General features: G+C 53.6%; 22 protein-coding genes and 2 tRNA genes. 10 read left to right on the top strand and 14 right to left on the bottom strand.

The annotated features are described in order from the left end of the window. Nucleotides 1-200: 200 nt before the first annotated feature. From D7X94_RS14515 to D7X94_RS14475, 9 genes are all read right to left on the bottom strand, one after another. Complete coding sequence (locus tag D7X94_RS14515; RefSeq protein WP_120428385.1) at nt 201-533, bottom strand: plasmid mobilization protein; 333 nt, start codon at nt 531-533, stop codon at nt 201-203. Between the two features lie 263 nt (nt 534-796). Next, the gene (locus tag D7X94_RS14510) at nt 797-1,171 is read right to left on the bottom strand and encodes a hypothetical protein (RefSeq protein WP_120428384.1); all 375 of its coding nucleotides are present in this window, start codon (nt 1,169-1,171) and stop codon (nt 797-799) included. Nucleotides 1,172-1,235: 64 nt separating this feature from the next. Beyond that, nucleotides 1,236-3,248 carry a recombinase family protein gene (locus D7X94_RS14505; protein ID WP_120428383.1) on the bottom strand — a complete coding sequence of 671 codons (2,013 nt, stop codon included), beginning with the start codon at nt 3,246-3,248 and terminating at the stop codon, nt 1,236-1,238. After that, nucleotides 3,245-3,463 carry a transposon-encoded TnpW family protein gene (locus D7X94_RS14500; RefSeq protein ID WP_120428387.1) on the bottom strand — a complete coding sequence of 73 codons (219 nt, stop codon included), beginning with the start codon at nt 3,461-3,463 and terminating at the stop codon, nt 3,245-3,247. The genes D7X94_RS14505 and D7X94_RS14500 overlap by 4 nt, the downstream gene beginning before the upstream one ends. Before the next feature lie 530 nt (nt 3,464-3,993). After that, the gene (locus D7X94_RS14495; RefSeq protein WP_120428382.1) at nt 3,994-4,380 is read right to left on the bottom strand and encodes a TnpV protein; all 387 of its coding nucleotides are present in this window, start codon (nt 4,378-4,380) and stop codon (nt 3,994-3,996) included. A gap of 181 nt (nt 4,381-4,561) precedes the next feature. Continuing rightward, nucleotides 4,562-4,969: a hypothetical protein gene (locus D7X94_RS18555; RefSeq protein ID WP_158591040.1), complete on the bottom strand. Its 408-nt coding sequence runs from the start codon at nt 4,967-4,969 to the stop codon at nt 4,562-4,564. 32 nt (nt 4,970-5,001) lie between these two features. Beyond that, nucleotides 5,002-5,238: a hypothetical protein gene (locus D7X94_RS14485; protein WP_120428380.1), complete on the bottom strand. Its 237-nt coding sequence runs from the start codon at nt 5,236-5,238 to the stop codon at nt 5,002-5,004. A gap of 174 nt (nt 5,239-5,412) precedes the next feature. After that, nucleotides 5,413-5,502, bottom strand: a tRNA-Ser gene (locus tag D7X94_RS14480). A gap of 46 nt (nt 5,503-5,548) precedes the next feature. Next, nucleotides 5,549-5,637, bottom strand: a tRNA-Ser gene (locus D7X94_RS14475). Between the two features lie 419 nt (nt 5,638-6,056). Between D7X94_RS14475 and hrcA the strand changes: the two genes are divergently transcribed. The 5 genes from hrcA (at nt 6,057) to dnaJ (ending at nt 11,080) form a co-directional block, all read left to right on the top strand. Continuing rightward, entirely contained in the window at nt 6,057-7,082 is a 1,026-nt protein-coding gene (gene hrcA, locus D7X94_RS14470; RefSeq protein WP_158591039.1) for a heat-inducible transcriptional repressor HrcA, read from the top strand. A gap of 47 nt (nt 7,083-7,129) precedes the next feature. Beyond that, nucleotides 7,130-7,654, top strand: a complete 525-nt coding sequence (gene grpE, locus D7X94_RS14465; protein WP_120428378.1) for a nucleotide exchange factor GrpE — start codon at nt 7,130-7,132, stop codon at nt 7,652-7,654. A 12-nt stretch (nt 7,655-7,666) separates the two neighbouring features. Then, nucleotides 7,667-7,996 (top strand): MazG-like family protein, encoded by a 330-nt coding sequence (locus D7X94_RS14460; protein ID WP_120428377.1) that lies wholly within the window; start codon nt 7,667-7,669, stop codon nt 7,994-7,996. 63 nt (nt 7,997-8,059) lie between these two features. After that, entirely contained in the window at nt 8,060-9,895 is a 1,836-nt protein-coding gene (dnaK, locus tag D7X94_RS14455) for a molecular chaperone DnaK (protein WP_120428376.1), read from the top strand. 39 nt (nt 9,896-9,934) lie between these two features. Next, nucleotides 9,935-11,080 carry a molecular chaperone DnaJ gene (gene dnaJ / locus D7X94_RS14450; RefSeq protein ID WP_120428375.1) on the top strand — a complete coding sequence of 382 codons (1,146 nt, stop codon included), beginning with the start codon at nt 9,935-9,937 and terminating at the stop codon, nt 11,078-11,080. A 57-nt stretch (nt 11,081-11,137) separates the two neighbouring features. Here the strand turns inward: dnaJ and D7X94_RS14445 are convergent, their stop codons facing one another. Together D7X94_RS14445 and D7X94_RS14440 are read right to left on the bottom strand one after the other, a co-directional pair. Next, a complete protein-coding gene (locus D7X94_RS14445) occupies nt 11,138-11,911 on the bottom strand; it encodes a methyltransferase domain-containing protein (protein ID WP_120428374.1) in 774 nt (257 codons plus the stop codon). Between the two features lie 42 nt (nt 11,912-11,953). After that, nucleotides 11,954-13,306, bottom strand: coding sequence for an MATE family efflux transporter (locus tag D7X94_RS14440; RefSeq protein WP_243111333.1), 1,353 nt, complete (start codon nt 13,304-13,306; stop codon nt 11,954-11,956). Nucleotides 13,307-13,607: 301 nt separating this feature from the next. On the opposite strand from D7X94_RS14440, the gene D7X94_RS14435 reads away from it, so the two are divergent. The 4 genes from D7X94_RS14435 (at nt 13,608) to D7X94_RS14420 (ending at nt 18,389) form a co-directional block, all read left to right on the top strand. Next, nucleotides 13,608-13,847 (top strand): (2Fe-2S) ferredoxin domain-containing protein, encoded by a 240-nt coding sequence (locus D7X94_RS14435; protein ID WP_120428372.1) that lies wholly within the window; start codon nt 13,608-13,610, stop codon nt 13,845-13,847. Between the two features lie 37 nt (nt 13,848-13,884). Beyond that, nucleotides 13,885-15,555: a [Fe-Fe] hydrogenase large subunit C-terminal domain-containing protein gene (locus tag D7X94_RS14430; RefSeq protein ID WP_120428371.1), complete on the top strand. Its 1,671-nt coding sequence runs from the start codon at nt 13,885-13,887 to the stop codon at nt 15,553-15,555. Beyond that, on the top strand, nt 15,548-16,720 hold the full coding sequence (locus D7X94_RS14425) for a SpoIIE family protein phosphatase (RefSeq protein WP_120428370.1): 1,173 nt from the start codon (nt 15,548-15,550) through the stop codon (nt 16,718-16,720). Before D7X94_RS14430 ends, D7X94_RS14425 begins: the two co-directional genes overlap by 8 nt. Nucleotides 16,721-16,949: 229 nt before the next feature. Then, the gene (locus D7X94_RS14420; RefSeq protein WP_120428369.1) at nt 16,950-18,389 is read left to right on the top strand and encodes a 4Fe-4S dicluster domain-containing protein; all 1,440 of its coding nucleotides are present in this window, start codon (nt 16,950-16,952) and stop codon (nt 18,387-18,389) included. 127 nt (nt 18,390-18,516) lie between these two features. Here D7X94_RS14420 and D7X94_RS14415 read toward each other — a convergent pair whose 3' ends face one another. From D7X94_RS14415 to D7X94_RS14405, 3 genes are all read right to left on the bottom strand, one after another. After that, nucleotides 18,517-18,921, bottom strand: a complete 405-nt coding sequence (locus D7X94_RS14415) for a BlaI/MecI/CopY family transcriptional regulator (RefSeq protein WP_120428368.1) — start codon at nt 18,919-18,921, stop codon at nt 18,517-18,519. Nucleotides 18,922-19,066: 145 nt separating this feature from the next. After that, nucleotides 19,067-19,747 (bottom strand): DNA/RNA nuclease SfsA, encoded by a 681-nt coding sequence (gene sfsA / locus D7X94_RS14410; RefSeq protein WP_120428367.1) that lies wholly within the window; start codon nt 19,745-19,747, stop codon nt 19,067-19,069. Nucleotides 19,748-20,027: 280 nt separating this feature from the next. Then, complete coding sequence (locus D7X94_RS14405; RefSeq protein ID WP_120428366.1) at nt 20,028-21,551, bottom strand: YifB family Mg chelatase-like AAA ATPase; 1,524 nt, start codon at nt 21,549-21,551, stop codon at nt 20,028-20,030. A gap of 218 nt (nt 21,552-21,769) precedes the next feature. Here D7X94_RS14405 and D7X94_RS14400 point away from each other — a divergent pair, with 218 nt between their 5' ends. After that, complete coding sequence (locus tag D7X94_RS14400; protein WP_120428365.1) at nt 21,770-22,078, top strand: DUF3892 domain-containing protein; 309 nt, start codon at nt 21,770-21,772, stop codon at nt 22,076-22,078. Nucleotides 22,079-22,097: the final 19 nt, after the last annotated feature.

Here is a 22,097-nt window from a genome sequence, read left to right as displayed (position 1 = left end):
AAAAGCAGATTTTCGGCGGTTACGCCGAAAATCTGTTTCTCTGCTTGTTGGGGTAGCACCCCAAACCCCTTGAACAGCCCCGTGGCCGGGGCTGGCTGCGCATTCGGTTCCCGAACGCTGTTGTCCCTGCGACCCAGGGACAGGCGGGGCTTGCGCCCCCTTCCGAAACGAAAAAATGGCAGTCCTGCCCCTTGCTGCTGTCATCGAATGGCGGCAAGACTGGCGAGGGTCTGTCTGGATAATTCCCAAATCTCGTCCAGGCGGTTCTGTAAATCTTCAATGTCCGCCGCATAGATGCTCCCGGCTTCGTTTGCCCGCTTGGCGTACTGGTTCAGATTATTCGTACACCGCTGGAGCATGGAAACAAGCTGGCGCACATCCTTCAGGTCCAGCTGGATACAAATTCCGTCCAGCGCCATCTTGCGGACATAGGCGCTCATAGTCAGAATTCCGGCGTCCTCCATTTTGAGCTTTATCCGCTCCTTGTCCTCCGGCGAGATGCGGATTTTCAGTTCTTCGGTTCGGTTGCTCATTGCTTTTTGGCTCCTCCCCTCGCAAATAAAATCAAGCCGTTTTTGATTTCCGATATCGTGCCGCAAATCAGATTTTCAAAAAATGGCCGGACACAGGAGGCAGATTCCCATGTCCAGCACATATTCCGTGTTTCTGTTACGGTTAGTGGTGGTGACATATTTTGACACCACCAACAGCCGTAACGCATTTCATTCTAACCGTTACAGATAATCAAGTGGTACTTTTGACCACTTGATTATTCGTAACACCATGCGTAAATTCGTTACGATTGAGGTAAGGGGTCAATTTGACCACTCACCTTATCCGTAACGCTCTGGCGATACGCCCGCTGGCGGCAGGCGTTGCAGCAGTAGACCGCATCCGACCGCTTGGGGGTGAAGGTTTTTCCGCATCCTTTGCAGACCCGGTTCTGTCGTTTTTCCAGCCGCCGCTGTTTCAAATCTTTCTGATAGCCCCGGTTCCCGCACAGATGGTAATAGCAATATTTCTTGGTACTGATCTGTGTGTAGAAGACCCGACCACAGGCCTTGCAGATGATTTTCCGAACAGCCGAGTACGGCCTTATCCCGGTGAGCTTTTCTTCATACCATTGCTTCAGCGTTTCCTGATTTTCATATTCCCAATCGCAGTTCCACATGGAATATTCCCTTCTTTCCATAGGTCAGGGCGGGCCAAGTATACCTGACCCGCCCATTCCGTTTTTATACGGTTTCTGCTTCCTGCTTCTGCCGATACCGCATTTTGCTGTGCGCTTTCCGCTGACAAGCCTCACAGCAGTATTTCACATCGTTTCTGGTGGTGGTAAATGCTTTCCCGCAGTTTCCACAGACACATTCACGGCTTCGACTCGCCGCTGCTTCCTGCCGGTAGAATTTCGCCCGGCAGTTCGGACCGCAGAACAGAGTGTTTGACCGCGTGGACTCAAATTCTTCTCCGCAGCATTTACAGGTCAGCTTGAACGGCTGGCCGACCGCGTGTTCGCCGGCCTTGATCATCTGATAGCGTTCGCGGCTTTTGACCCGATGCCTGTGGAGGGAAGCCTGCCGCTTTTCTTCCTCCGGCGTCAGTTCCGGGGCCGGGAGTTCAAACCGCCCGATGAATTTCAGATAGATGTCCACTTGCTGCGTCCGGTCACCGTCAATCTTTTCCGGGGCATGGACGATGATTTTATCAATAAATTCGTTAATCATAGGAGTGGTCAGTTCCGAAAAATCCGTGTACTTCTTCGCCAGGGCGAGGAACCGTTCCACATTGGCGGTGTCCTGCTCGAAGCTGTCCAACGCTGATTCCGCCTCCATGACGGACTGCCGGAGCGCAGTCTGTTCCTGTTCATACCCGGCAAGCAAAGTATCAAAGCGTTCCTCGCCGATGCGCCCCACCGCATAGGATTCGTACAGCTTCTTGATGATGGTGTCCAGTTCCTCACACCGCCGCTTGTCCTTGTTCAGCTTGCGTTTCAGTTCCTTTGCCGCCTGCGCCTGCCGGACTTCGGACGCCGCCCGTACCTTCTGGATAAACTCGGCCTCGTTGGAAATGGCGTAGGCACTGGCGTAACGGATGGTCTCCAGAATCAGTGTCCGCAGAGCCTTGGTGGAGATGTGGTGATTACTGCAAGCACTGTCGTGAGATTGCCGGGCCAGCGTGTAGGTGGAGCAGTCGAACCAGTCCGACGGGTAGGGCTTGGCAGCGTTTCCTCTCGACCGATGGTTATACAGCTTTGCGCCGCAGTCGGCGCAGTAGAGAAGCCCGGTCAGGGGATTGGCCTCGCCAATGGTGTCGTGGCGGCGGGGCGTCTTTCTCAGCTTCTGGGCAAGTTCCCAAGTCTCCTTATCCACGATGGCCTCGTGGGTGTTCTCAAAAATCAGCCAGTCCTCCGGCGAGTGGACAACAGCCCGCTTGTCCTTGTAGGATTCCTTGTGAGAGCGGAAGTTGACCGTATGGCCCATATACTCCGGCTTGGAGAGAATCTGCCCCACCGCGAAGCCGTTCCAGCTATAAGGCCGGGGGATGTCCTCTCTGCTTTTCCAGACACCCCGCCCCTGCCTTGCAAAGTATGCGGCAGGCGTCTCGACCTTCGCCTCGCAGAGCATCGTGGCGATCTCATAGGGGCCGCAGCCCTCAATGGTAAGTTGGAAGATACGCCGCACGACCGCCGCCGCTTCCTCGTCAATCAGCCAGTGGTATTTGTCGTTGGGGTCTTTCCGATAGCCGTAGATAGCACAGTTGGTGGTGGGTTTGCCGGACTCGCCCTTGACCCGAATGGCAGTGCGCTGCTTGCGGCTCAGGTCCCTCAGATACCACTCCGACATGATGTTGACAAAAGGCGCAAACTCACTGGAATTGGGGTCGGCACTGTCAATGCTGTTTCCTATGGCGATGAAGCGCACTCCAAATTTGCGAAAGAGGACTTCCGTATAGAATCCGGTTTGAAGATAATCTCTCCCGATTCTGCTCATGTCCTTGGTGAGTACCAGAGCCACTTTCCCGGCCTCGATGTCGGCCACCAGCCGTTTCCAAGCCGGCCTGTCAAAGTTACCGCCCGACCATCCGTCATCGGTGTAATGGACGATATTGGAAAAGCTATGCTGGGCGGCGTAGCCCTCCAGGTACTTTTTCTGATTCACGATCGAATTACTGTCCCCAGCGGATTCATCGTCACGAGAGAGCCTCTCGTATAAAGCCGTTATTTTTTCCTCAGCCTGTCTTGCGCTCATGACGCGCTCCTTTCAGACTGACGGCTCATTTGTGGTGCATCCATCATACCACGTTCTCCAACGTTTTGCAGCCCCTCATTGCGGATCATCCGCAAAATTTTTTCTTCCATCGTCTCGCCGCCGTTGTCGGAAAAGACTACCTTCACCTTGTAGGTGGTAGAACCGATGCGCCGGGTCATATACCGGCAGTTCTGATTGTCGTTGTTTTTCGTCATGGTGTCCTTTCTCATATCATGGAAATTCAAAAACAGAAATTTCTGATATGGGAAGCCGTTTCCCCCGAAGCAGTTCCTGGCAGGCATATCCCTTTGCTGGTGCTGTGCCGTTGTATCTCACCCTTGGTACGCTCGCTTTCGGTCATGGCATACTTCCCCGGCGTGATAGCTGCTCGGACGGTCATTCAGTTGTCAGTTTCGCCACCTTTCTGTTCCTAGTTTTTTGATTATGTATGAGAAAGAAAAAGGCAGATACAAAAAACCGCCCACGGGATGTCTCCGCAGTCGGTTATGTATCTGCCAAAAATTGAAATATATAAACGTAGTTATTCAGTTCAATTATAAAATCATTATAGGTGGAACGCACGTTCTTGTCAAGCCCTGCCGAAGAAAATTTTTGAGGGAAGCGGCGGACAGGCGGTCAGCGATGGTACAAATGCAAACGAAAAACTCCCGCAAGGTTCCGCCCATAGAGGGAGCCTTGCGGAAGCCTGTACGCTTTTGCGCTGGTGCAAATGCCGGGGCGCCGGTCATGTATAGATCAGCTCATGCTTGATGCTTTCCTCGGCGCGGTTCACAATACTGTTCATGACCTTGACCCATTCCCACTGTGACTGGCGCTTCAAATCCTCAGTCACGCCTTCGGCGATAGCCATCTGCTGAATGAGTACCCGACAGCGTTCCTTTGCCTGTTCGTCCAGGTCGGCAAGGTAGTTGTGCAGCTTGCCCGTCAAAATCAGATGATTCAGCAGAAGCGAATTCGTTTCTTCCAGATACGCCCGGTGCATCCGCCCCCACTTCCCGATGGGGCGGTCATCACCCTCCGGCAGCTCGACAGCCGGGATGTAGTAGTCCCCGACCAGGACATAATCAAGACCATTCGCCTCGTCATGGATGTTCGTCTTTAATTCGTTCATAGCGTTCCTCCGTCATTTCAGAAGTTTTCGGTAGCGGCTACCGATAATACGATACGGATTTTTCGTTCCTTTCCTACAACCGCAAGTCCTATTCACCACAAATGAGCCGCAGTCATACGATTTATAACCTGAACGAAATCTCTTAGTTTTATAAATGTTTTTGGCACATTTATTGCATCGGCTAATGTGCAACAGTATCATCCGTTTCGATGGGCTGCTGCTCGAAACCCTCTCTAAGCCCATCTGGGCACTGCCCAAGGACTTCGTCCCGCAGCGAGGCAAGCTCCGTGTCCGTGAGTGGTTCTTTCAGGTGACAGTCGATCCTACCGAACAGCTTACCATCCATGTCCTCAACTATCCACACAGCGGACATGAGTTTTTCAGCCACGCCGGGATCATCGCCCAGGTACTGTGTCATATCGCCCATTTCGGGAACTTGTTCATTGGCGATGGCCTGCTCGATCTGATCCTGGTACGCCGCAAGGAATCCGCTACCTATGTCGATATATTCGTCACACTCTCCATCGTCCAGCTGGCCCACCAGAGGGCAGTAGAATGTTAGCTTGACCGGCCCGGCGGCCTGGGTCATGCTCCGAATATCATCCAGGAGCATTTCTTTGGTCAGATACTGGTTGTGGACGATGTATCGTTCTTACCGAACACCCGCAGCAGGCGGTTGCCGATCTCATTGTCAGCCGATAACTTTACGTCAGCGGCATTGTCATTTTGGAGCAGGATGCTCAGGGGTGTTTTTCGGATGCCCATTTCAAGTAGGGCATGATGCAGTTCATGAATGTTGCCAGGGAGATTCCAGTCCAAGGATTGTCCTGACCGATTGGTGATTCTTGCTTTAATCATTTGATGCACTTCCCTTCTTGAGAATCGCTCTTGTTTTTCTATTACGAGGGTTCGTTTCTATTTTTCGTTTACTTTCATCTACGTTTTTGCCTTTTTTTATCCAGGCTTTTGAGATGCAAAAAACCGCGTGATTACGCGGTTTTTTGCTCAAATATCTTTTTGGTTTTCCTAGAATGGCGGAGAAGATGGGATTTGAACCCATGCACCGGTTTCCCGACCTACTCCCTTAGCAGGGGAGCCCCTTCACCACTTGGGTACTTCTCCAAATACAAATATCAAAACTTATTGCTTAACAGATATAAATTCAAATTGGCGGAGAGGAAGAGATTCGAACTCTTGGTCCCTTACGGGATCACTAGTTTTCAAGACTAGCTCCTTAAACCACTCGGACACCTCTCCTTGCCTTGCACTTTCAAAAATTTACGCTGTAAGTATAGCACAATCTGGCCCAATTTGTCAATCCCTTTCCAAAAATCTTTTCATCTTGTAAGCATTACAATTGGGTTACACAAAATTGATCGGTTTGTATAGCCTAAAGAAGCCTCACAGCCTCTAAGTCTTTGAATTGGAGGAAAAAGCAATAAGCGATAAGGTAAAAATATCTTTGAAATCAGCATAGAACAGGCCATAGAGGTGACAAAGAAAACCACAGAGGAATACATATGAAACGATAATTTGGAAATTTACCTGGCAATTCATAAACAATTTACAAATTACCGTATTGACTTTTTCTGACCATAGTGGTACTCTTATAGATAGAATTTAGCACTCAAAGAATTGGAGTGCTAAATTATCCCGCAGAAAGGATGGCGGATCCTATGGAGCTTACCCTGCGGAAAGAGAGAGTGTTGGCTTCGGTGATACAGGGATATATCCAGGGCGGAGAGCCAGTGGGCAGCAAGGTGATTGCCGAAGAGATCGGAGTATCCTCGGCCACGGTGCGTAACGAGATGGCCAGCCTTACGGAACTGGGGCTTTTGGAACAGCCTCATACTTCGGCAGGGCGGGTTCCTTCCCCAAAAGGATATCGGGTGTTTGTGGACCGGTTGATGCAGGTGCCGGAGCTGGATGTCTGGGAAAAGCGCTGGATAGATTCCCGTTTGGCGCCCGGTATGTATGACCCAGAACAATTGCTGTCGCATACTGCCCAACTGACCGCAAAAGTAAGCCGCTGTGTGGCAGCTGTGACAACTCCTGGAGGAGCGGGAACAAAGGTAAAGGCTATACAGCTGGCTCAGACCAGCCGGAGAACCGCCATGCTTCTGCTGATGAGCTCTGCCGGTACAATGAAAAGTCATATGTTCCGTTGCGACTATGATTTGACCAATGATATCCTGCGAATTTTCTTTCGGATATTTAACGAGAATGTCGCCGGAAAGTGTGTTGCGGAAATCACCCCGGCGTTTTTGCAGAGCTTGGGAGCCTCTTTAGGAGAAATGTATTCCATGGTTGGAGCTCCCATGTGGGCGTTGTTGGAAGCGGCTCGGGATATTGCCCGTACCGAAATGATTCTCAGCGGTCAGATGAATTTGTTTTTCTATCCGGAGCTGGAGGCCGCTGGAATGCATCGGATGCTGGGCTTTTTGGAGCGTCAGGAGCTATTTGCCCAGTTACTCTGTCAAAAGCCCGGTAGGGTAACAGCCTTAATCGGGCGGGAGTGCGGCTATTCAGAGTTGGATGCGGCTTCTCTTCTGGTATCCCGGTATTCTATAGACGGGCAAGATGCCGGCGCTATTGCTGTGGCGGGCCCCATGCGCATGGATTATCCACATTTAACGGCAATCTTAATATATCTTTCTAAAAAAGTAAGCGGACAGTTGACCGTGTTGGCGAGAGAGGATTAATTTAAGAAGTCAGAAATGGAGTATCTTTTTAGAAAGGAGTTAGGAACATGAAAGACAAAGAAGAAAAGAAGCCTCCAGAAGAGCAGATTCCTTTGGAAGAAAACGAAGCCGAAACAGCAGAGGAACAAACGAATGAGCTGGAGCAACTGCGGGCAGAGTTCGATGAGTACAAGCAGCAGCATCTGCGGGTGCTGGCAGAGTACGACAATTTCCGCAAGCGCACGGCGGCAGAAAAAACGGCTATTTACAATAATGCGGTTTCCGATACGGTGCAGGCGATTTTGCCCATCGCGGACAATATTGGCCTGGCGCTGAATCAGGAGAACGCCTCCGGAGAAGATATGCGCAAGGGCGTGGAGATGATCGAGGCCCAGATTAAGGCGGCTTTCGAGAAGATGGGCATTGCGGAAACCGGAGCCGTGGGGGAGACCTTTGATCCTAATCTGCATAACGCCGTGGCCCATATTGAGGATGAGGACCTGGGAGAGAACGTGATCTCCGCCGTGTTCCAGAAGGGTTATACCTTGGGTGGTCGGGTGGTCCGTCACGCCATGGTGCAGGTGGCGAATTAGAAGGGAGCGGCGATGGGAAAAAGTTTTGCTGAAATGCAGGAAATGTATCGGGATATTGTCCGGCGGTTCAATCAGATTGAACTGCGGCCCTGGCAGGCTCAGGGGGCGATGATCGAGCTGACAAAGCAGACCGGCGAACTGGCAAAGCAGGTGATGCTCAAGGAGCATTATTATGCCTGGGATGGCGACCAAGCAGAAATCGATGAGCGTTTGGGTAACGAGATGGCCGATGTAATCGCCCAGGTGATGCGGCTGGCAGATTATTATCAGATTGATTTGGAAAAAGCATTTATGGAAGCAAGAGAAGATGAGGACGACTATCTGAAATCCAGAGGCGTGTAGAAAACTCAGCCAAGCAATAAAATTTTAAGATAGATAACTCAATGATAAGCGAGGTAATCAACAATGGCAAAGACGATTGGTATTGATTTGGGCACAACAAATTCCTGTGTGGCGGTCATCGAGGGCGGCGAGCCTGTTGTCATCGCCAACGCCGAGGGCGCCCGCACCACCCCCTCCGTGGTGGCGTTCAGCAAGACCGGCGAGCGCATGGTGGGCCAGGTGGCAAAGCGCCAGGCCATCACCAACCCGGATCGCACCGTCTCCTCCATCAAGCGGGAGATGGGCACCGCCTACAAGGTGAGCATTGACGACAAGAGCTATACCCCCCAGGAGATCAGCGCTATGATTCTGCAGAAGCTGAAGGCGGACGCCGAGGCCTATCTGGGCGAGACCGTCACCAGCGCGGTGATCACCGTGCCCGCCTACTTCACCGACGCCCAGCGGCAGGCCACCAAGGACGCGGGCAAAATCGCCGGCCTGGAGGTCAAGCGCATCATCAACGAGCCCACCGCCGCGGCCCTTTCCTACGGCGTAGACAAGGACAACGACCAGAAGGTCATGGTGTACGACCTGGGCGGCGGCACCTTTGACGTGTCCATCATTGAGATGGGCGACGGCGTCCAGGAGGTTCTGGCTACCGCTGGCAACAACCGCCTGGGCGGCGACGACTTCGACCAGCGGGTGATCGACTGGATCGTGGGCAGCTTCAAGGTGGAGCAGGGCGTGGACCTCTCCGCGGATAAAATGGCTATGCAGCGCATCAAGGAGGCCGCCGAGAAGGCCAAGATCGAGCTCTCCGGCGTGACCAGCGCCGCCATCAACCTGCCCTTTATCACCGCCGACGCCTCCGGCCCCAAGCATTTGGACATGACCCTCTCCCGGGCCAAGTTCAACGAGCTCACCGCCGATCTGGTGGAAAAGACCATGGGCCCCGTGCGTCAGGCCCTCCAGGACAGCGGCCTCTCCATCAACGAGATCAGCAAGGTTCTGCTGGTGGGCGGCTCCTCCCGGATTCCCACCGTGCAGGACGCCGTGAAGAATTTCATCGGCAAGGACCCCTTCAAGGGCATCAACCCCGACGAGTGCGTGGCCATCGGCGCGGCCATCCAGGCCGGCGTGCTGGGCGGCGAGGTCCAGGGCCTGCTGCTGCTGGACGTGACCCCCCTGTCCCTGGGCGTGGAGACCATGGGCGGCGTAATGACCAAGATCATCGACCGCAACACCACCATCCCCACCAAGAAGAGCCAGATCTTCTCCACCGCCGCCGACGGCCAGACCCAGGTAGAGGTGAACGTGCTCCAGGGCGAGCGGGAATTCGCCCGTGACAACAAGCAGCTGGGCCTCTTCAAACTGGACGGCATCGCTCCCGCCCCCCGTGGGATCCCTCAGATCGAGGTCACCTTCGACATCGACGCCAACGGCATTGTGAACGTCTCCGCCAAGGATCTGGGCACCGGCAAGGAGCAGCATATCACCATCAGTTCCAGCTCCAACATGAGCAAGGAGGACATCGACCGGGCCGTGAAGGCCGCCGAGCAGTTCGCCGAGGAGGATAAGAAGCGCCGGGAAGAGGTGGACACCAGGAACAACGCCGAGAACCTGTGCTACTCCGCCGAAAAGTTGGTGGCCGACAACGGCGATAAGCTCCAGGATGCCGACAAGAACGAGATCAACGTGAAGGTCGCCGCCCTCCGGGATAAGCTCCAGACCGGCACGGTGGAGGAGCTGAAGTCCGGCATGGACGAACTCCAGAAGGCGGTGTACGCGGTCAGCGAGAAGCTCTACCAGCAGGCGGCGCCCCAGGGGAATCCCGGCGGTCCTCAGGACCAGGGCGGCAACCCCGGCAATCCCGGCGGCGACGGCAATGTCTACGACGCGGATTTCAAGGACGTTGACTAATCGCGCCCCCAGGGCAGAGGATTTCAGGAGTTGATTTGAGTGGCAGACAAGAGAGACTACTATGAGGTGCTGGGCATACAGAAGTCCGCCTCTGAGGACGAGATCAAAAAAGCCTACCGCAAGCTGGCAAAGCAGTACCACCCGGACTTGAATCCCGGCGACAAGAACGCGGAGGCCAAGTTCAAAGAGGTCAATGAGGCATACGAGGTGCTCTCTGACAGCGGCAAGCGGGCCCGCTACGACCAGTTCGGCCACGCCGGGGTGGATCCCAATTTTGGCGGCGGCGCGGGAGGGGGGAACCCCTTCCAAGGGGCGGGCTTCGATATCAGCGATATTTTCGACAGCTTTTTCGGCGGCTTTGGCGGCGGGACCCGCCGGGGGAATCCCAACGCCCCCCGCCAGGGCGGCGACGTGCAGGCCAACCTCGCCATCGATTTTGAGGAGGCCGCCAAAGGCTGCAAAAAGAATGTGGACTACCAGCAGATCGAAAACTGCGCGGACTGCCACGGGACCGGCGCGGCGCCGGGGACCTCTCCCAAAACCTGCCCCAACTGCAACGGCACGGGTCAGGTGCGGGTGAGCCAGCGTACGCCCTTCGGAGTGATGCAGTCCACCCAGACCTGCGACCGCTGCCGGGGCACGGGGAAGATCATCGAGAGCCCCTGCCACACCTGCGACGGCAAGGGCAAGGTCCGCCGCAGGAAAACCGTGGAGGTGACCGTCCCGGCGGGCATCGACGACGAGCAGATCCTGAACGTCAGCGGCAAGGGCAACGCCGGAATGAACGGCGGTCCCAACGGCGACCTGCATGTGTATATCTCCGTGCGGCCCCATCCCATCTTCCAGCGCCGGGGCAACGACGTGTGGTGCGAGATGCCTGTCACCTTTACCCAGGCGGCTTTGGGCGCGGATGTGGAGGTGCCCACCCTGGACGGAAAGGTCAGCTACCACGTCCACGAGGGCACCCAGCCGGGGGACGTTTTCCGGCTGAAGGGCAAGGGCATCCAGAGCCTCCACTCCCGGGCCCGGGGCGACCAATACGTCCAGGTGACGGTGGAGGTGCCCAAGAATTTAAATAAGCGCCAAAAGGAGATTCTGGCCGAGCTGGACAACAATACAGACGATAAGAATTATCAAAAGCGCAAAACCTTTTTCTCTAAGCTCAAAGACTTGTTTGGAGATTGATAAACAGCACAAATTCCCAGGATACAGCGGGTATCCTGGGAATTTGTGTAAAACCGGTTATTTTTGCGCGATGAAGAAGAAGCGGGGGAATCGAAAAATGATTTCGCCGTTTTTTCGTATCGGATAGGCCTCTCGTACCTGGCGGAAGATTTCCTGGTAGAATTCATCCCGTGCCGTGGGATCTACAGCGGCATCCAAATAAGGGCGTAGGCCGGTGGAGCTGTACCAATCCATGATGGACTGGTGGGAGGGTATACGGTGCAGATAGGTGGTCTGCCAGAGGGTAAAATCGCTGGAAATGCCGGAGAGAATGTCAAAGTATCCCTCCTGGCTCAGGGTGTAAAACAGCCGCATATAGGGGATCTTTTCGGTCCAGGGGCTGCGGGTAACTGTGTGCTCAATAATTTGATGGATAGGTTCTTGATAATTCATGGGAATCTGTACCGCCAGAAGCCCACCGGGCTTTAAAAAGCTCATGAGACGGGGGAGAAGGGAGGGGTGGTCCGGCACCCATTGGAGGCAGGCGTTGGAAAATACCACGTCAAAGTCGTGGGGGAGAGCCTCCAGTTCCGTAGTAACGTCCCATTCTAAAAACTCCAACCCAGGATGATCCTTTCGGGCGGTTTCCACCATGTTTTTTGAGGAGTCCGCGCCAATTACCTGCGCTTTGGGAAACCGGGCCTTTAACACAGCGGTACTATTGCCAGGGCCGCAGCCAATGTCCAGAGCTTTGGCTGGCGCTTCCAGTTCCAAACGCGCGGCCAAATCGAAAGCGGGCTGCGTACGCTCCTTCTGGAATTTCAAGTATTGCCGAGCGTTCCATTCTGACATATTCATCATTCCTTCTTTATATATTTTTAGAGGCAAGAGAAATTATAGGCGGATCTTTGTCCACTGGCCTTTGCGGAACCGCAGGAAAGTAAGGACAAATCGCAGCGCCTGGTCGCAAAAAGTGCCCAGCCATGCGCCGATCAGTCCGATACCCAGGGGATAACACAACAGCCAGCTCATGCCGGGACGGATGCAGGTAACGCTGATAAGGGATACCAGCGCGGTGAATTTGGTATCTCCCGCGCCTCGCAGGCAACCAAAAAGCACCACTTGTTCAATCTGGAAAAACAGTGTGATACTAAGAATGCGCATGATGCTTGTGCCATAGTCTAAAATAACGGCTTCCTGCGAAAAGAGCATATAGATCTGTTTGCCAAAGAGAAAATATACCGTAGCTACCAGACAAGCGCACAGCAAACCGATTTTTTGGCAGACATTGCCGTAAATCTTTGCCATGTCCGGACGCTTCCGTCCCAGGCTCTGGCCGATCAGTGTCACGGAAGCAATGGAGAGGCCATCACCAAAGGAGAAGGACATGCTCATCATGTTCATGCCGATCTGATGGGCGGCCATCTGCGTGGTGCCCAGGTGGGCCACCGTCATGGCGAACAGCAGAAAGCCTACCCGTAGACAGATCTGCTCCACAAAGGCGCTGGAACCCACGTTCAGCAAAGACTTAACGCTCATCCGGTCAGCAACCCAGCCCTTTACAGAACGCAGGCAGATGAAACCGCTTTTCCGCATCACAGAAGCCAGGCTGAGAGCACAGGCGCATATGGTGCCGATTACCGTAGCCAGTGCCGCGCCGCGGATTCCCAAAGCGGGAAAACCAAAATTGCCGCCGATCAGAAGATAGTTAAAAATAACGTTTACTGTATTGGAAATCACATTGGTGAGCATGGCAATGCGGGTATTTCCAGCGCCCCGCTGGGCCGCGTTAAGCATGAGGGAGACAGTGGAGAAACCGATGCCGCCCATAATGATTTGTAAGTATTCTACTGCGTGCTGATGTGTATCCGGCTGTGAGCCCACCATTTTTACAATTGGGCTTGCAAAAATCACAAAAATTGTACTTATTAAGACGGTAAGAATCAAGGTGATCAGCAATGCCATGCGTACCATACGGTTAGCGCTGTCCTGATCTCCGGCGCCTTTTCTTCTGGCCACAATAGCTGAAACCGCTACATTCAGGGACAAAAAGATGGCCAGGCCCAAAAATTTTGGCTGTGTAGTCAGGCCTACAGCGGCTATCGCATAAGATCCAAGGGAACCAACCATGATAGTGTCCACCAGCCCCGCCAGGCAGACAAAAAACGATTCCAGGACGGAAGGCCACGCCACATTTAGGGCATCTCGAATGATCTGGCCGTTTGGGGGCACATCCCCAATTTCCATTCCTTTACAAATCCTTGGGACATTGATTAACTGCATTTTTCCACTCTCCCTCTCAGACGCGCAAGGCAAAATAGTTGTCAATGCAATTATTATACGCCTTTTGGTAAGAAAAAGCAACACCTGGCAGAAAAGCAGGCGTCGTGATTGAGCAGAATGGACTGTTTTCTTCCTCAATTTATCGATAAATAGTTATCGATAACAATTGTGCTAATATCAAAAAATAATAATTGCAAAAAACCACGAATAATGTTAGAATAATAGCGGAGATTCCACTATATATTTTATTTAGGAGGTCATTCTCATGAAAGTTACCGTATGCATCGGCAGTTCCTGCCATATAAAGGGCTCCCGCCAGGTAGTTGAGCAGCTGCAACAGCTGATTGCCGACAACGGCCTGAAGGAAAAGGTGGATCTGGGCGGAACCTTCTGTATGGGCAAGTGCCAGCAGGGCGTCTGTGTCACTGTGGACGGCGAGTTCCACTCTGTCTCTCCGGAAACCACCGAAGAATTTTTTGAGACGAATATTAAGGCCAAGGTCTGAGCCCTTCGGCCATTGACGCGGAAAGGAGACTGGGACTATGCCGGACTGTCTGCGGCTTAAAAAATCCAACTGCAAGAACTGTTATAAATGTATCCGCCACTGCCCTGTAAAGGCAATTCGCTTTTCGGGCAGCCAGGCCCACATTATCAGCGATGAATGTATTCTATGCGGCCAATGCTTTGTGGTCTGCCCCCAAAACGCCAAGGAAATTGTGGACGAGACGGAAAAAGTGAAGGTGCTACTGCAAAGCGGCGACCCGGTGATCGTCAGCTTGGCCCCCTCCTTTGTGGCGAACTTTTCTGGGGCAGGCATCGGCGCTATGCGCAAAGCTCTCAAGCAGCTGGGCTTCTTCGATGTGGAGGAGACTGCCTTAGGCGCCACCATGGTGAAATCCGAGTATGAGCGGATGCTCCGGGAGGATAAACGGGATGTGGTGATCAGCTCCTGCTGCCATTCCGTGAACCTGCTGATTCAAAAGCATTTCCCGGCAGCGTTGGAATTTCTGGCGGACATCGATTCTCCCATGATGGCCCACTGCAAGGATATCAAGCGGCGCATCCCGGGGGCAAAGACCGTGTTTATCGGGCCCTGCGTAGCCAAAAAGGACGAGGCCAACCGGTATGAGGGTATTGTAGACAGTGTACTTACCTTTGAAGAGCTCTCCCAGTGGCTGGAAAGCGCCGGGGTAAAGCTGGAGAAAGAGATGGACTCCGAGGAGTGCAGCCGGGCGCGGTTTTTCCCCACTACCGGAGGTATTTTAAAGACCATGGAGCTGAACGAGCCCGGCTATGCTTATTTTGCCCTGGATGGCGCGGAGAACTGCATCGCCGCCCTGAAGGATATCCTGGACGGCAAGCTCCACCACTGCTTCATCGAGATGTCCATCTGCGCCGGCAGCTGCGTGGGCGGTCCGGTGATGGAAAACCGTTCTCCTGTGCGGGACTATGTGGCTGTATCCAATTTTGCCGGTGAACGGGACTTTGAGGTCAAGCAGCCGGACCCCAAATCCATGCGCAAAAACTTCCCCTATCTGGAGATGCAGAACAAGCAGCCCAGTGAAGAAGAGATCAATACCGTGCTCCGCCAGATGGGCAAGTTCAAGCCTTCTCAAGAGCTAAACTGCGGTTCCTGCGGCTACAACACCTGCAGAGAAAAAGCCATCGCGGTCTGCCAGGGCAAGGCGGAGATCTCCATGTGCCTGCCTTTCCTCAAAGACAAGGCGGAGAGTTTCTCCGACGCCATTGTGAACAACACCCCCAACGGCCTCATCGTATTGAACGAGGATCTGGAGGTCCAGCAGATCAACACCACTGCCCGGAAGATTATGAACATCCGGGCAGCCTCCGACGTGCTGGGCGAGCCGGTGGTGCGGATTTTGGATCCCACCGTGTTCCTCAACGTGTTGAACACCAAGCGGGACGTGCGGGACCAGCGCGTATACTTGGCTGAATATAAGTGCTATGTGGAGCAGAGCGTGATCTACGACCGGGATCTGCATATTCTCATCGGTATTCTCCGCGATATTACGGATGAACAGATGGAGCGGGAGAAGAAGGAGGACATCAGCCGGCAGACCGTGGAGGTCGCCGACAAGGTGGTGGAGAAGCAGATGCGCATTGTACAGGACATTGCCTCGCTGCTGGGCGAAACCGCTGCCGAAACCAAGATTGCGCTGACAAAGCTGAAGGAGTCGATAACCGATGAATGATCTGTGCGCGGATATCGGATACAAGAGCATCAACCATTACGGCGAGCAGCTCTGCGGCGACCATGTGGACGTGATTGAGCAGGGGGATTCCTCCACGGTGGTGGTGCTGGCCGACGGCCTGGGTAGCGGGGTGAAGGCCAGCATCCTCTCCACGCTGACCTCCAAGATCATCTCCACCATGATGGCCGCCGGGATGCCCCTAGAGGAGTGTGTGGCCGCTGTGGCTGCCACGCTTCCCGTCAGCTCCGAGCACGGCGTGGCCTATTCCACCTTTACCATTATCCATCTGCTGCGCAACCAGACCGCCGAGCTGATCCAATATGACAACCCCCATGTGATTCTCCTGCGGGACGGGGCGAATTACGACTATCCCAAAACGGAGATGAGCATTGGCGGCAAGCAGATTTTTAAATCTTCTATTCCCCTTCGGGAGGACGATATTTTCATCGCCATGAGCGATGGCTGCCCTCACGCGGGAATCGGCATTGAGTACAACTTCGGCTGGGCCATCGAGGACATTACCAGCTTCATGGAGACCATCGCCCTGGCGGGCTACACGGCCAAAACCCTGTCCACTATGCTGGTGGACGAGTGCTACAAGCTCTATGGGGGCCAACCCCAGGACGATGTGACCTCCTGCGTGGTGAAGATCCGCAAGCGGGAGCCCATGAACATGCTCTTCGGCCCGCCCTCTAACCGGGACGACTGCGACCGGATGATGAGCCTGTTCTTCTCCAAAGAGGGCAAGCACATTGTCTGCGGCGGCACAACGTCCACCATCGCGGCCAAGTTCCTGCGCAAGCCCCTGCGCCCCAGCCTGAACTTCGAGGGCTCCGACCTTCCGCCCACCGCCGAGCTGGAGGGCGTGGATCTGGTGACGGAAGGCGTGATCACCGTGGCCCGGGTGCTGGAGTATGCCAGAGACTACTTAAAGGACAACGACCGCTACGAGGACTGGGGCATGAAGCGGGACGGCGCGGCCATGATCAGCCGCTTCCTGTTCGAGGAGGCCACGGATATCAACTTCTTTGTGGGCCGGGCTATCAACCCCGCCCATCAGAACCCGGACCTGCCCATTACCTTCAGTATCAAGATGAGTCTGGCAGAAGAGCTGGTGGACTGCCTGAAGCAGATGGGAAAACGGGTAAAGGTGAGCTATTTCTAGCAATACCGGCTCCAGTTGAAAGCAATTATTGGACATCTTGCAAAATAGATAATGTGAGGCAATTGCGCGGTCAAGGGGCGGAGACCTTGGCGTTGCCAAGTCTTGGCCCCTTGCAGGGTGTGGGGCAGCGCCCCACGGTCTTGCCGTAGGCGACGGTCTGTGCGCCGCCGAAGGCCCTATTTCACTCAAAAAATTATTTTGTAAGAGTTCTATTGAAGGAGGTCGCCAAGTGAGCCAAGCAAATCAAACGAGAAGATTTGACACGAAAGTTCAGTACCTGAAGTATAAGGTCCTTCGGGAAACCGCCCGGATGGCCTGGCAGGATAAGCTCCTGGAAAATATGATGGACATTCCCAAGATCATCGTCCCCGGCAAGGAGCCCACCATGCGCTGCTGCGTGTACAAGGAGAGGGCGATCCTGGCGGAGCGGGTGAAAATGGCCATGGGCGGCCACGCGGACAACCCCAACATCATCGAGGTCATCGATATCGCCTGCGACGAGTGTCCCGCCGCGGGCTACGAGGTCACCGACTCCTGCCGGGGCTGTCTTGCCCACCGCTGCGAGGACGTGTGCAAGCGGGGCGCCATTTCCTTTGACCACAACCACGTGGCCCATATCGACAAGACCAAGTGCGTGGAGTGCGGTCAGTGCGCCAAGGTATGCCCCTATTCCGCCATTGTGGACCGGAAGCGCCCCTGTCAGGTGGCCTGCAAGGTGAAGGCCATCACCATCAACGAGGACAAGGCCGCTGCCATCGACGACAGCAAGTGCATCCAATGCGGCGCCTGCGTGTATATGTGCCCATTTGGCGCGGTGACGGACAAGTCCTTTATGCTCAATGTGATCGACATGCTGAAGAAGAGCGAGGGCAACACCAAATATAAGGTATACGCAGTGGTGGCCCCTTCCATCTCCAGCCAGTTTGTCTATGCCAATCTGGGGCAGGTCATTACTGGCCTGAAGGAGATGGGCTTTTTCACCGTGGTGGAGGCCGCTCTGGGCGCGGACATGGTCGCCATGGAGGAGTCTCAGGAGCTGGCGGAGAAGGGCTTTTTGACCAGCTCCTGCTGCCCGGGTTTTGTGGCCTACATCAAGTCGGCGTTTCCGGAATTACAGGAGCATATCTCCCACAATCTGTCGCCTATGGCCCGGCTTGCCAAGTACTTAAAGGAGACTGATCCCACCGCGAAAGTGGTGTTCATCGGGCCCTGCACGGCGAAGAAGGCCGAGGCTCGCCAGGAACGGGTGCGCCCGCTGATCGACGCGGTGCTCACCTTCGAGGAGCTCCAGGCCCTGTTCGACAGCCTGGATCTGGACATCACCACCCTGCCGGAGGACGTGCTGGACAACGCCTCCTACTATGGGCGGATCTTTGCCCGGTCCGGCGGCGTGTCCGACGCGGTGGCCCAGGCCATGAAGGAGCAGGGGATTGAGTTTGACCTGAAGCCCGTGCCCTGCGATGGCATCGAGGCCTGCCGGATGGCTCTGCTGAAGAAGTCCAAGAACGCCCTGGCGGGGAACTTCATCGAGGGTATGGCCTGCACCGGCGGCTGCATTGGCGGCGCGGGTTGTCTGACCCACGGGGAGAAGAACAAGGCCGAGGTGGATAAGTACGGCCGGGAGGCTATGGAAAAGACCATCGGTGATGCGGTATCCATTCTGAAATGATTTGAAAAGGAAAACAGCAGTAGCTCGATAGAGTTGCTGCTGTTTTTTTCTGTGATTTCTAAGAAAAGAAAACCCGGCTGCCAAAGATAATGTGGCAACCGGATCTATGTAACCTTACGCAGCATAATCAGGCCAATTCCTGTTTGCGGGACTGTACAATCTGCTCCAGCTGATCTAAAATAGCCGGCGCGGTCACGTCCTCTACTAGGGCAGAAAGTAAATTGGGGACAGACTGTTGGGTAAAAACGGGGCTGTTTTTAATCTGCATAACGGCATAATTGTCAGCTGAAACGCAAGGCATGAAAGTACGTGCGTAGTTTTTGGTGCTTTGGACAAAGCCCGCCACTTCGATGGCGTTCTTATCCAGCATGGAGTTCAGGAGTATGTGGATGGAAGAAGGCTTCCACGTACGTTCCGGAGTTAACTCAATAATCTCAGACCGTGAAAGCGGATGGCCCTCTTTCCACATTAACTCCATAATCTCGTTTTCTGACTTGGTTAATCTGAAGTAACGTGGTTTTGAGTTTTTCATCGTGCCGATTACCTCCCCATCACTAAAAAATAACGAACAATACAACTTAAACTAATCATAGAAGCGTTTTATTGAAAAGTCAATTCACTTTGAGAATTATAATTGAATTTTTGAAAGTTTTTTTCTTCTTTTTTAAAATTTTTCTTCAATTATGCAAGTGAATCGCAATTTCTTTTCGAACCGTCATACTACAGGGTGTTACCAGGCAATCCATCGCCGCTAACTGAACGCCTCGTTCAGCGGCTTCTTTCAAGGCGGCGCTAAAATCGGGGTCGGTTTCGGTATTAGGGGAAAAATAATCCACTCCTGTCATCTGTATTATAAATAGAATGCAAGCGCGATATCCCTGGTCTAAGCATTGGCACAGCTCCCGTAAATGCTTTGTCCCCCGCAGCGTAGGGGCGTCGGGGAAGAGGGCCACGCCTTCCCGTTCCAGTGTGACGCCTTTTACTTCGATAAACCACCGTTCTCCTGCTGCCTCGGCGTAGAAATCAAATCGAGAGTTTCCAAAACGGGTTTCCGGACGCAGTAGTGTAAGATCGGGAAGCAGGGTGGGGAGATATTCTGCCGCCGCTTTATTTGGAGCCTGACTATCCATATTGATAAGCAAACTGCCTTTTTCCACTGCTACCAGATCAAATTTCGTTTTGCGGGCGGGGTTTTTGCTTTCCTCCAAATAGACTTTTGCCCCATCAATCAGCAATTCTTGGCATCGCCCAGTATTTTTTACGTGGCAGATTACCAGCCCTTCAGAAGTTTCCACATGGGCGATAAAGCGGTTAGGACGCAGACGGAAGATTCCTGGTACGATTTTTTGATACCTCATAATATGGCTCCTATTTAGCACAATTTGACTTTCCCAGGCGGCTCCTGACATTTATCAAGAGAAACTGAACTTGGCTAACGGGGGGATGCGCGGAGACCGGACTACCTATCGTTTCACAGAAAAAGCGGCCTTCGGGTGAAAGCGCCGGTTTCTCTCGGCCTGGAGGAGAATGGCAGATATGCTTTCAAACCCCTCTCTATAGGAAAATTCCGGCAATGATTCCCCCTTACGTCTACAAAAAGCAGATCGAAATCTGTCTAAAACGGATTCCGGTCTGTTTTTACCGCTGCCAGAATTTCCGATCCAAGGAGCGGTATTGTACCGCCTCAGCCACATGAGGCACATCTACGGAATCGCTGCCCGCAAGATCGGCGATAGTACGTGCGACCTTTAGCACCCGGCTGTAGCTTCGGGCGGAGAACCCGAACTTTTCAAAGGCCTGGCTTAAGAGCTGCTCTGCCTTTGGTGTGGTCTTACATATCTCTTGAAGCTGGGACGCGGGGATATCGCCATTGCAGACATACCCTCGCCCAGCATAACGTTCGATTTGAAGTTTGCGGGCGGCGTTTACTCTCTGGCGAATTATCTTAGAGGACTCTTCCTTCTTTTTGCTGGAAAGCTGGTGAAATTCTACCGGGAGCACCTCAATGTGCAGATCCATCCGGTCTAAAAGCGGACCGGAAATTCGAGAAAGATATCGTTCCACCGTATGGGGAGAACAGGTACAGGGTCTGCTGGGGTGGCCAAAGTATCCGCAGGGGCAGGGATTCATTGCCGCCACTAACATAAACTTGCAGGGAAAAGTGGCGTTGCCGCCTACCCGTGAGATGGTAACCAAGCCGTCCTCCATAGGCTGGCGAAGCACCTCCATGGCGGTTCGGGAAAACTCCGGCAGTTCGTCCAGAAAGAGCACGCCGTTGTGGGCAAGAGAAATTTCCCCTGGTTTTGGAGACGTTCCCCCGCCGGAAAGCCCGGCGGAAGAAATGGTATGGTGGGGAGAGCGGAAGGGCCTGCTGGTTAACAGGGAGGCGCCGCTCGGCAATAGCCCAGCCACAGAGTGGATCATAGTTGTTTCCAGAGCCTCATGAAAGGTCATTTCCGGAAGAATGGAGGGCAGCCGTTTGGCCAGCATACTTTTGCCTGACCCGGGCGAGCCCAGCATAATGACGCTATGGCCTCCGCTTGCAGCGATTTCCAATGCCCGTTTTACGCCGGATTGTCCCATCACATCGGCAAAATCCAGAAGTGGATCCAGTTCTTCCTGTTGCGGGCACGGCTTGGCGGGTGCAATGGGCTTTTTTCCGGTAAGATGGTTCAAAAGCTGCATAAGATTCTCCACCGGGTATACGGCCAATTCCTTGATAACAGCGCCTTCTTTCGCGTTGGCTGCTGGAACAAAAAGCCGGCGAAATCCGGATTCAGCTGCTTTAGCCGCCATAGCCAATACGCCTTTAATCCGACGGACTTCACCTGAAAGGGAAAGCTCGCCTAAAAATATGGCGTCATCGGTAGGGCAGCGGAGCTGATCGGAGGATTTTAAAAGAGAGAGCAACAGGGGCAAGTCGTAAATAGGACCCTCCTTGCGCTTATCCGCAGGGGCCAGATTCATGGTAATGCGGCTGACAGGAAAATCAAACCCACAGTTTTTCATGGCGGCGCGCACCCTGTCCCGAGACTCTTTGACAGCGGTTCCTGGCAGGCCTACCACTTCAAATACAGGAAGCCCTGAGGAGAGATCGGTTTCTACCTCTACTGGAAAGGCCTCCAATCCATAGGTGCCCATACTGTATATCTTTGCAACCATAAAATCCCCCTCCTCTTTACAATAATAGAACAATTTCCGTGTTTCGTCAAGAATCCACAGGATATATTTGCCGCTATTCCAAGGCTTTTAAAAGGATACAGGCAAAATTCCGATAAAGCGTCTCCATCTCCGCATATTTACTTTTCGATAGCGGCACACTATCTCCGTATCTATATTGGTACGCCATTCGGCGCGTCCATAGAAAAGGAGAATCGCAAATGAAGCAGGAAAAAGGCGGCAGAATCGGAAATCTTCCGGCGAACATTAACATTATGAATCCAGTGCCCAATAAAGACGCCAAATCTATTATCAAGCTGGTACGCCAGAATGGAAAGATCTCTGGCTATGAGCTTTCTGACGGCCGGGTGCTCTCCAAAAGAGAGGGGGTGGCTCTTGCAAAACAGGGAGGGATTCGCGGCGTAGCTATTGCCAGCAGGAATGGAAACGAATACCTGCGCTCACTGCCTGACGGAGATGAGAGCAACAATCTAGGTGATCTGCCCAGTGCTCCCCACGGGTTTACGTGAGACGTAGGAACCACAGCCG

It is taken from the genome of Acutalibacter sp. 1XD8-33, assembly GCF_003612555.1.
Classification (GTDB): Bacteria; Bacillota; Clostridia; order Oscillospirales; family Acutalibacteraceae; genus Acutalibacter.
This window is presented reverse-complemented; position numbering and strand designations above follow the sequence as displayed.

What these genes read in the sequence shown, in the direction of transcription:
- D7X94_RS14515 (WP_120428385.1), bottom strand. Translation starts at nt 533, where the DNA reads ATGAGCAACCGAACCGAAGAACTGAAAATCCGCATCTCGCCGGAGGAC.
- D7X94_RS14510 (WP_120428384.1), bottom strand. Translation starts at nt 1,171, where the DNA reads ATGTGGAACTGCGATTGGGAATATGAAAATCAGGAAACGCTGAAGCAA.
- D7X94_RS14505 (WP_120428383.1), bottom strand. Translation starts at nt 3,248, where the DNA reads ATGAGCGCAAGACAGGCTGAGGAAAAAATAACGGCTTTATACGAGAGG.
- D7X94_RS14500 (WP_120428387.1), bottom strand. Translation starts at nt 3,463, where the DNA reads ATGACGAAAAACAACGACAATCAGAACTGCCGGTATATGACCCGGCGC.
- D7X94_RS14495 (WP_120428382.1), bottom strand. Translation starts at nt 4,380, where the DNA reads ATGAACGAATTAAAGACGAACATCCATGACGAGGCGAATGGTCTTGAT.
- D7X94_RS18555 (WP_158591040.1), bottom strand. Translation starts at nt 4,969, where the DNA reads ATGACCCAGGCCGCCGGGCCGGTCAAGCTAACATTCTACTGCCCTCTG.
- D7X94_RS14485 (WP_120428380.1), bottom strand. Translation starts at nt 5,238, where the DNA reads ATGATTAAAGCAAGAATCACCAATCGGTCAGGACAATCCTTGGACTGG.
- hrcA (WP_158591039.1), top strand. Translation starts at nt 6,057, where the DNA reads ATGGAGCTTACCCTGCGGAAAGAGAGAGTGTTGGCTTCGGTGATACAG.
- grpE (WP_120428378.1), top strand. Translation starts at nt 7,130, where the DNA reads ATGAAAGACAAAGAAGAAAAGAAGCCTCCAGAAGAGCAGATTCCTTTG.
- D7X94_RS14460 (WP_120428377.1), top strand. Translation starts at nt 7,667, where the DNA reads ATGGGAAAAAGTTTTGCTGAAATGCAGGAAATGTATCGGGATATTGTC.
- dnaK (WP_120428376.1), top strand. Translation starts at nt 8,060, where the DNA reads ATGGCAAAGACGATTGGTATTGATTTGGGCACAACAAATTCCTGTGTG.
- D7X94_RS14445 (WP_120428374.1), bottom strand. Translation starts at nt 11,911, where the DNA reads ATGTCAGAATGGAACGCTCGGCAATACTTGAAATTCCAGAAGGAGCGT.
- D7X94_RS14440 (WP_243111333.1), bottom strand. Translation starts at nt 13,306, where the DNA reads ATGGAAATTGGGGATGTGCCCCCAAACGGCCAGATCATTCGAGATGCC.
- D7X94_RS14435 (WP_120428372.1), top strand. Translation starts at nt 13,608, where the DNA reads ATGAAAGTTACCGTATGCATCGGCAGTTCCTGCCATATAAAGGGCTCC.
- D7X94_RS14430 (WP_120428371.1), top strand. Translation starts at nt 13,885, where the DNA reads ATGCCGGACTGTCTGCGGCTTAAAAAATCCAACTGCAAGAACTGTTAT.
- D7X94_RS14425 (WP_120428370.1), top strand. Translation starts at nt 15,548, where the DNA reads ATGAATGATCTGTGCGCGGATATCGGATACAAGAGCATCAACCATTAC.
- D7X94_RS14415 (WP_120428368.1), bottom strand. Translation starts at nt 18,921, where the DNA reads ATGAAAAACTCAAAACCACGTTACTTCAGATTAACCAAGTCAGAAAAC.
- sfsA (WP_120428367.1), bottom strand. Translation starts at nt 19,747, where the DNA reads ATGAGGTATCAAAAAATCGTACCAGGAATCTTCCGTCTGCGTCCTAAC.
- D7X94_RS14405 (WP_120428366.1), bottom strand. Translation starts at nt 21,551, where the DNA reads ATGGTTGCAAAGATATACAGTATGGGCACCTATGGATTGGAGGCCTTT.
- D7X94_RS14400 (WP_120428365.1), top strand. Translation starts at nt 21,770, where the DNA reads ATGAAGCAGGAAAAAGGCGGCAGAATCGGAAATCTTCCGGCGAACATT.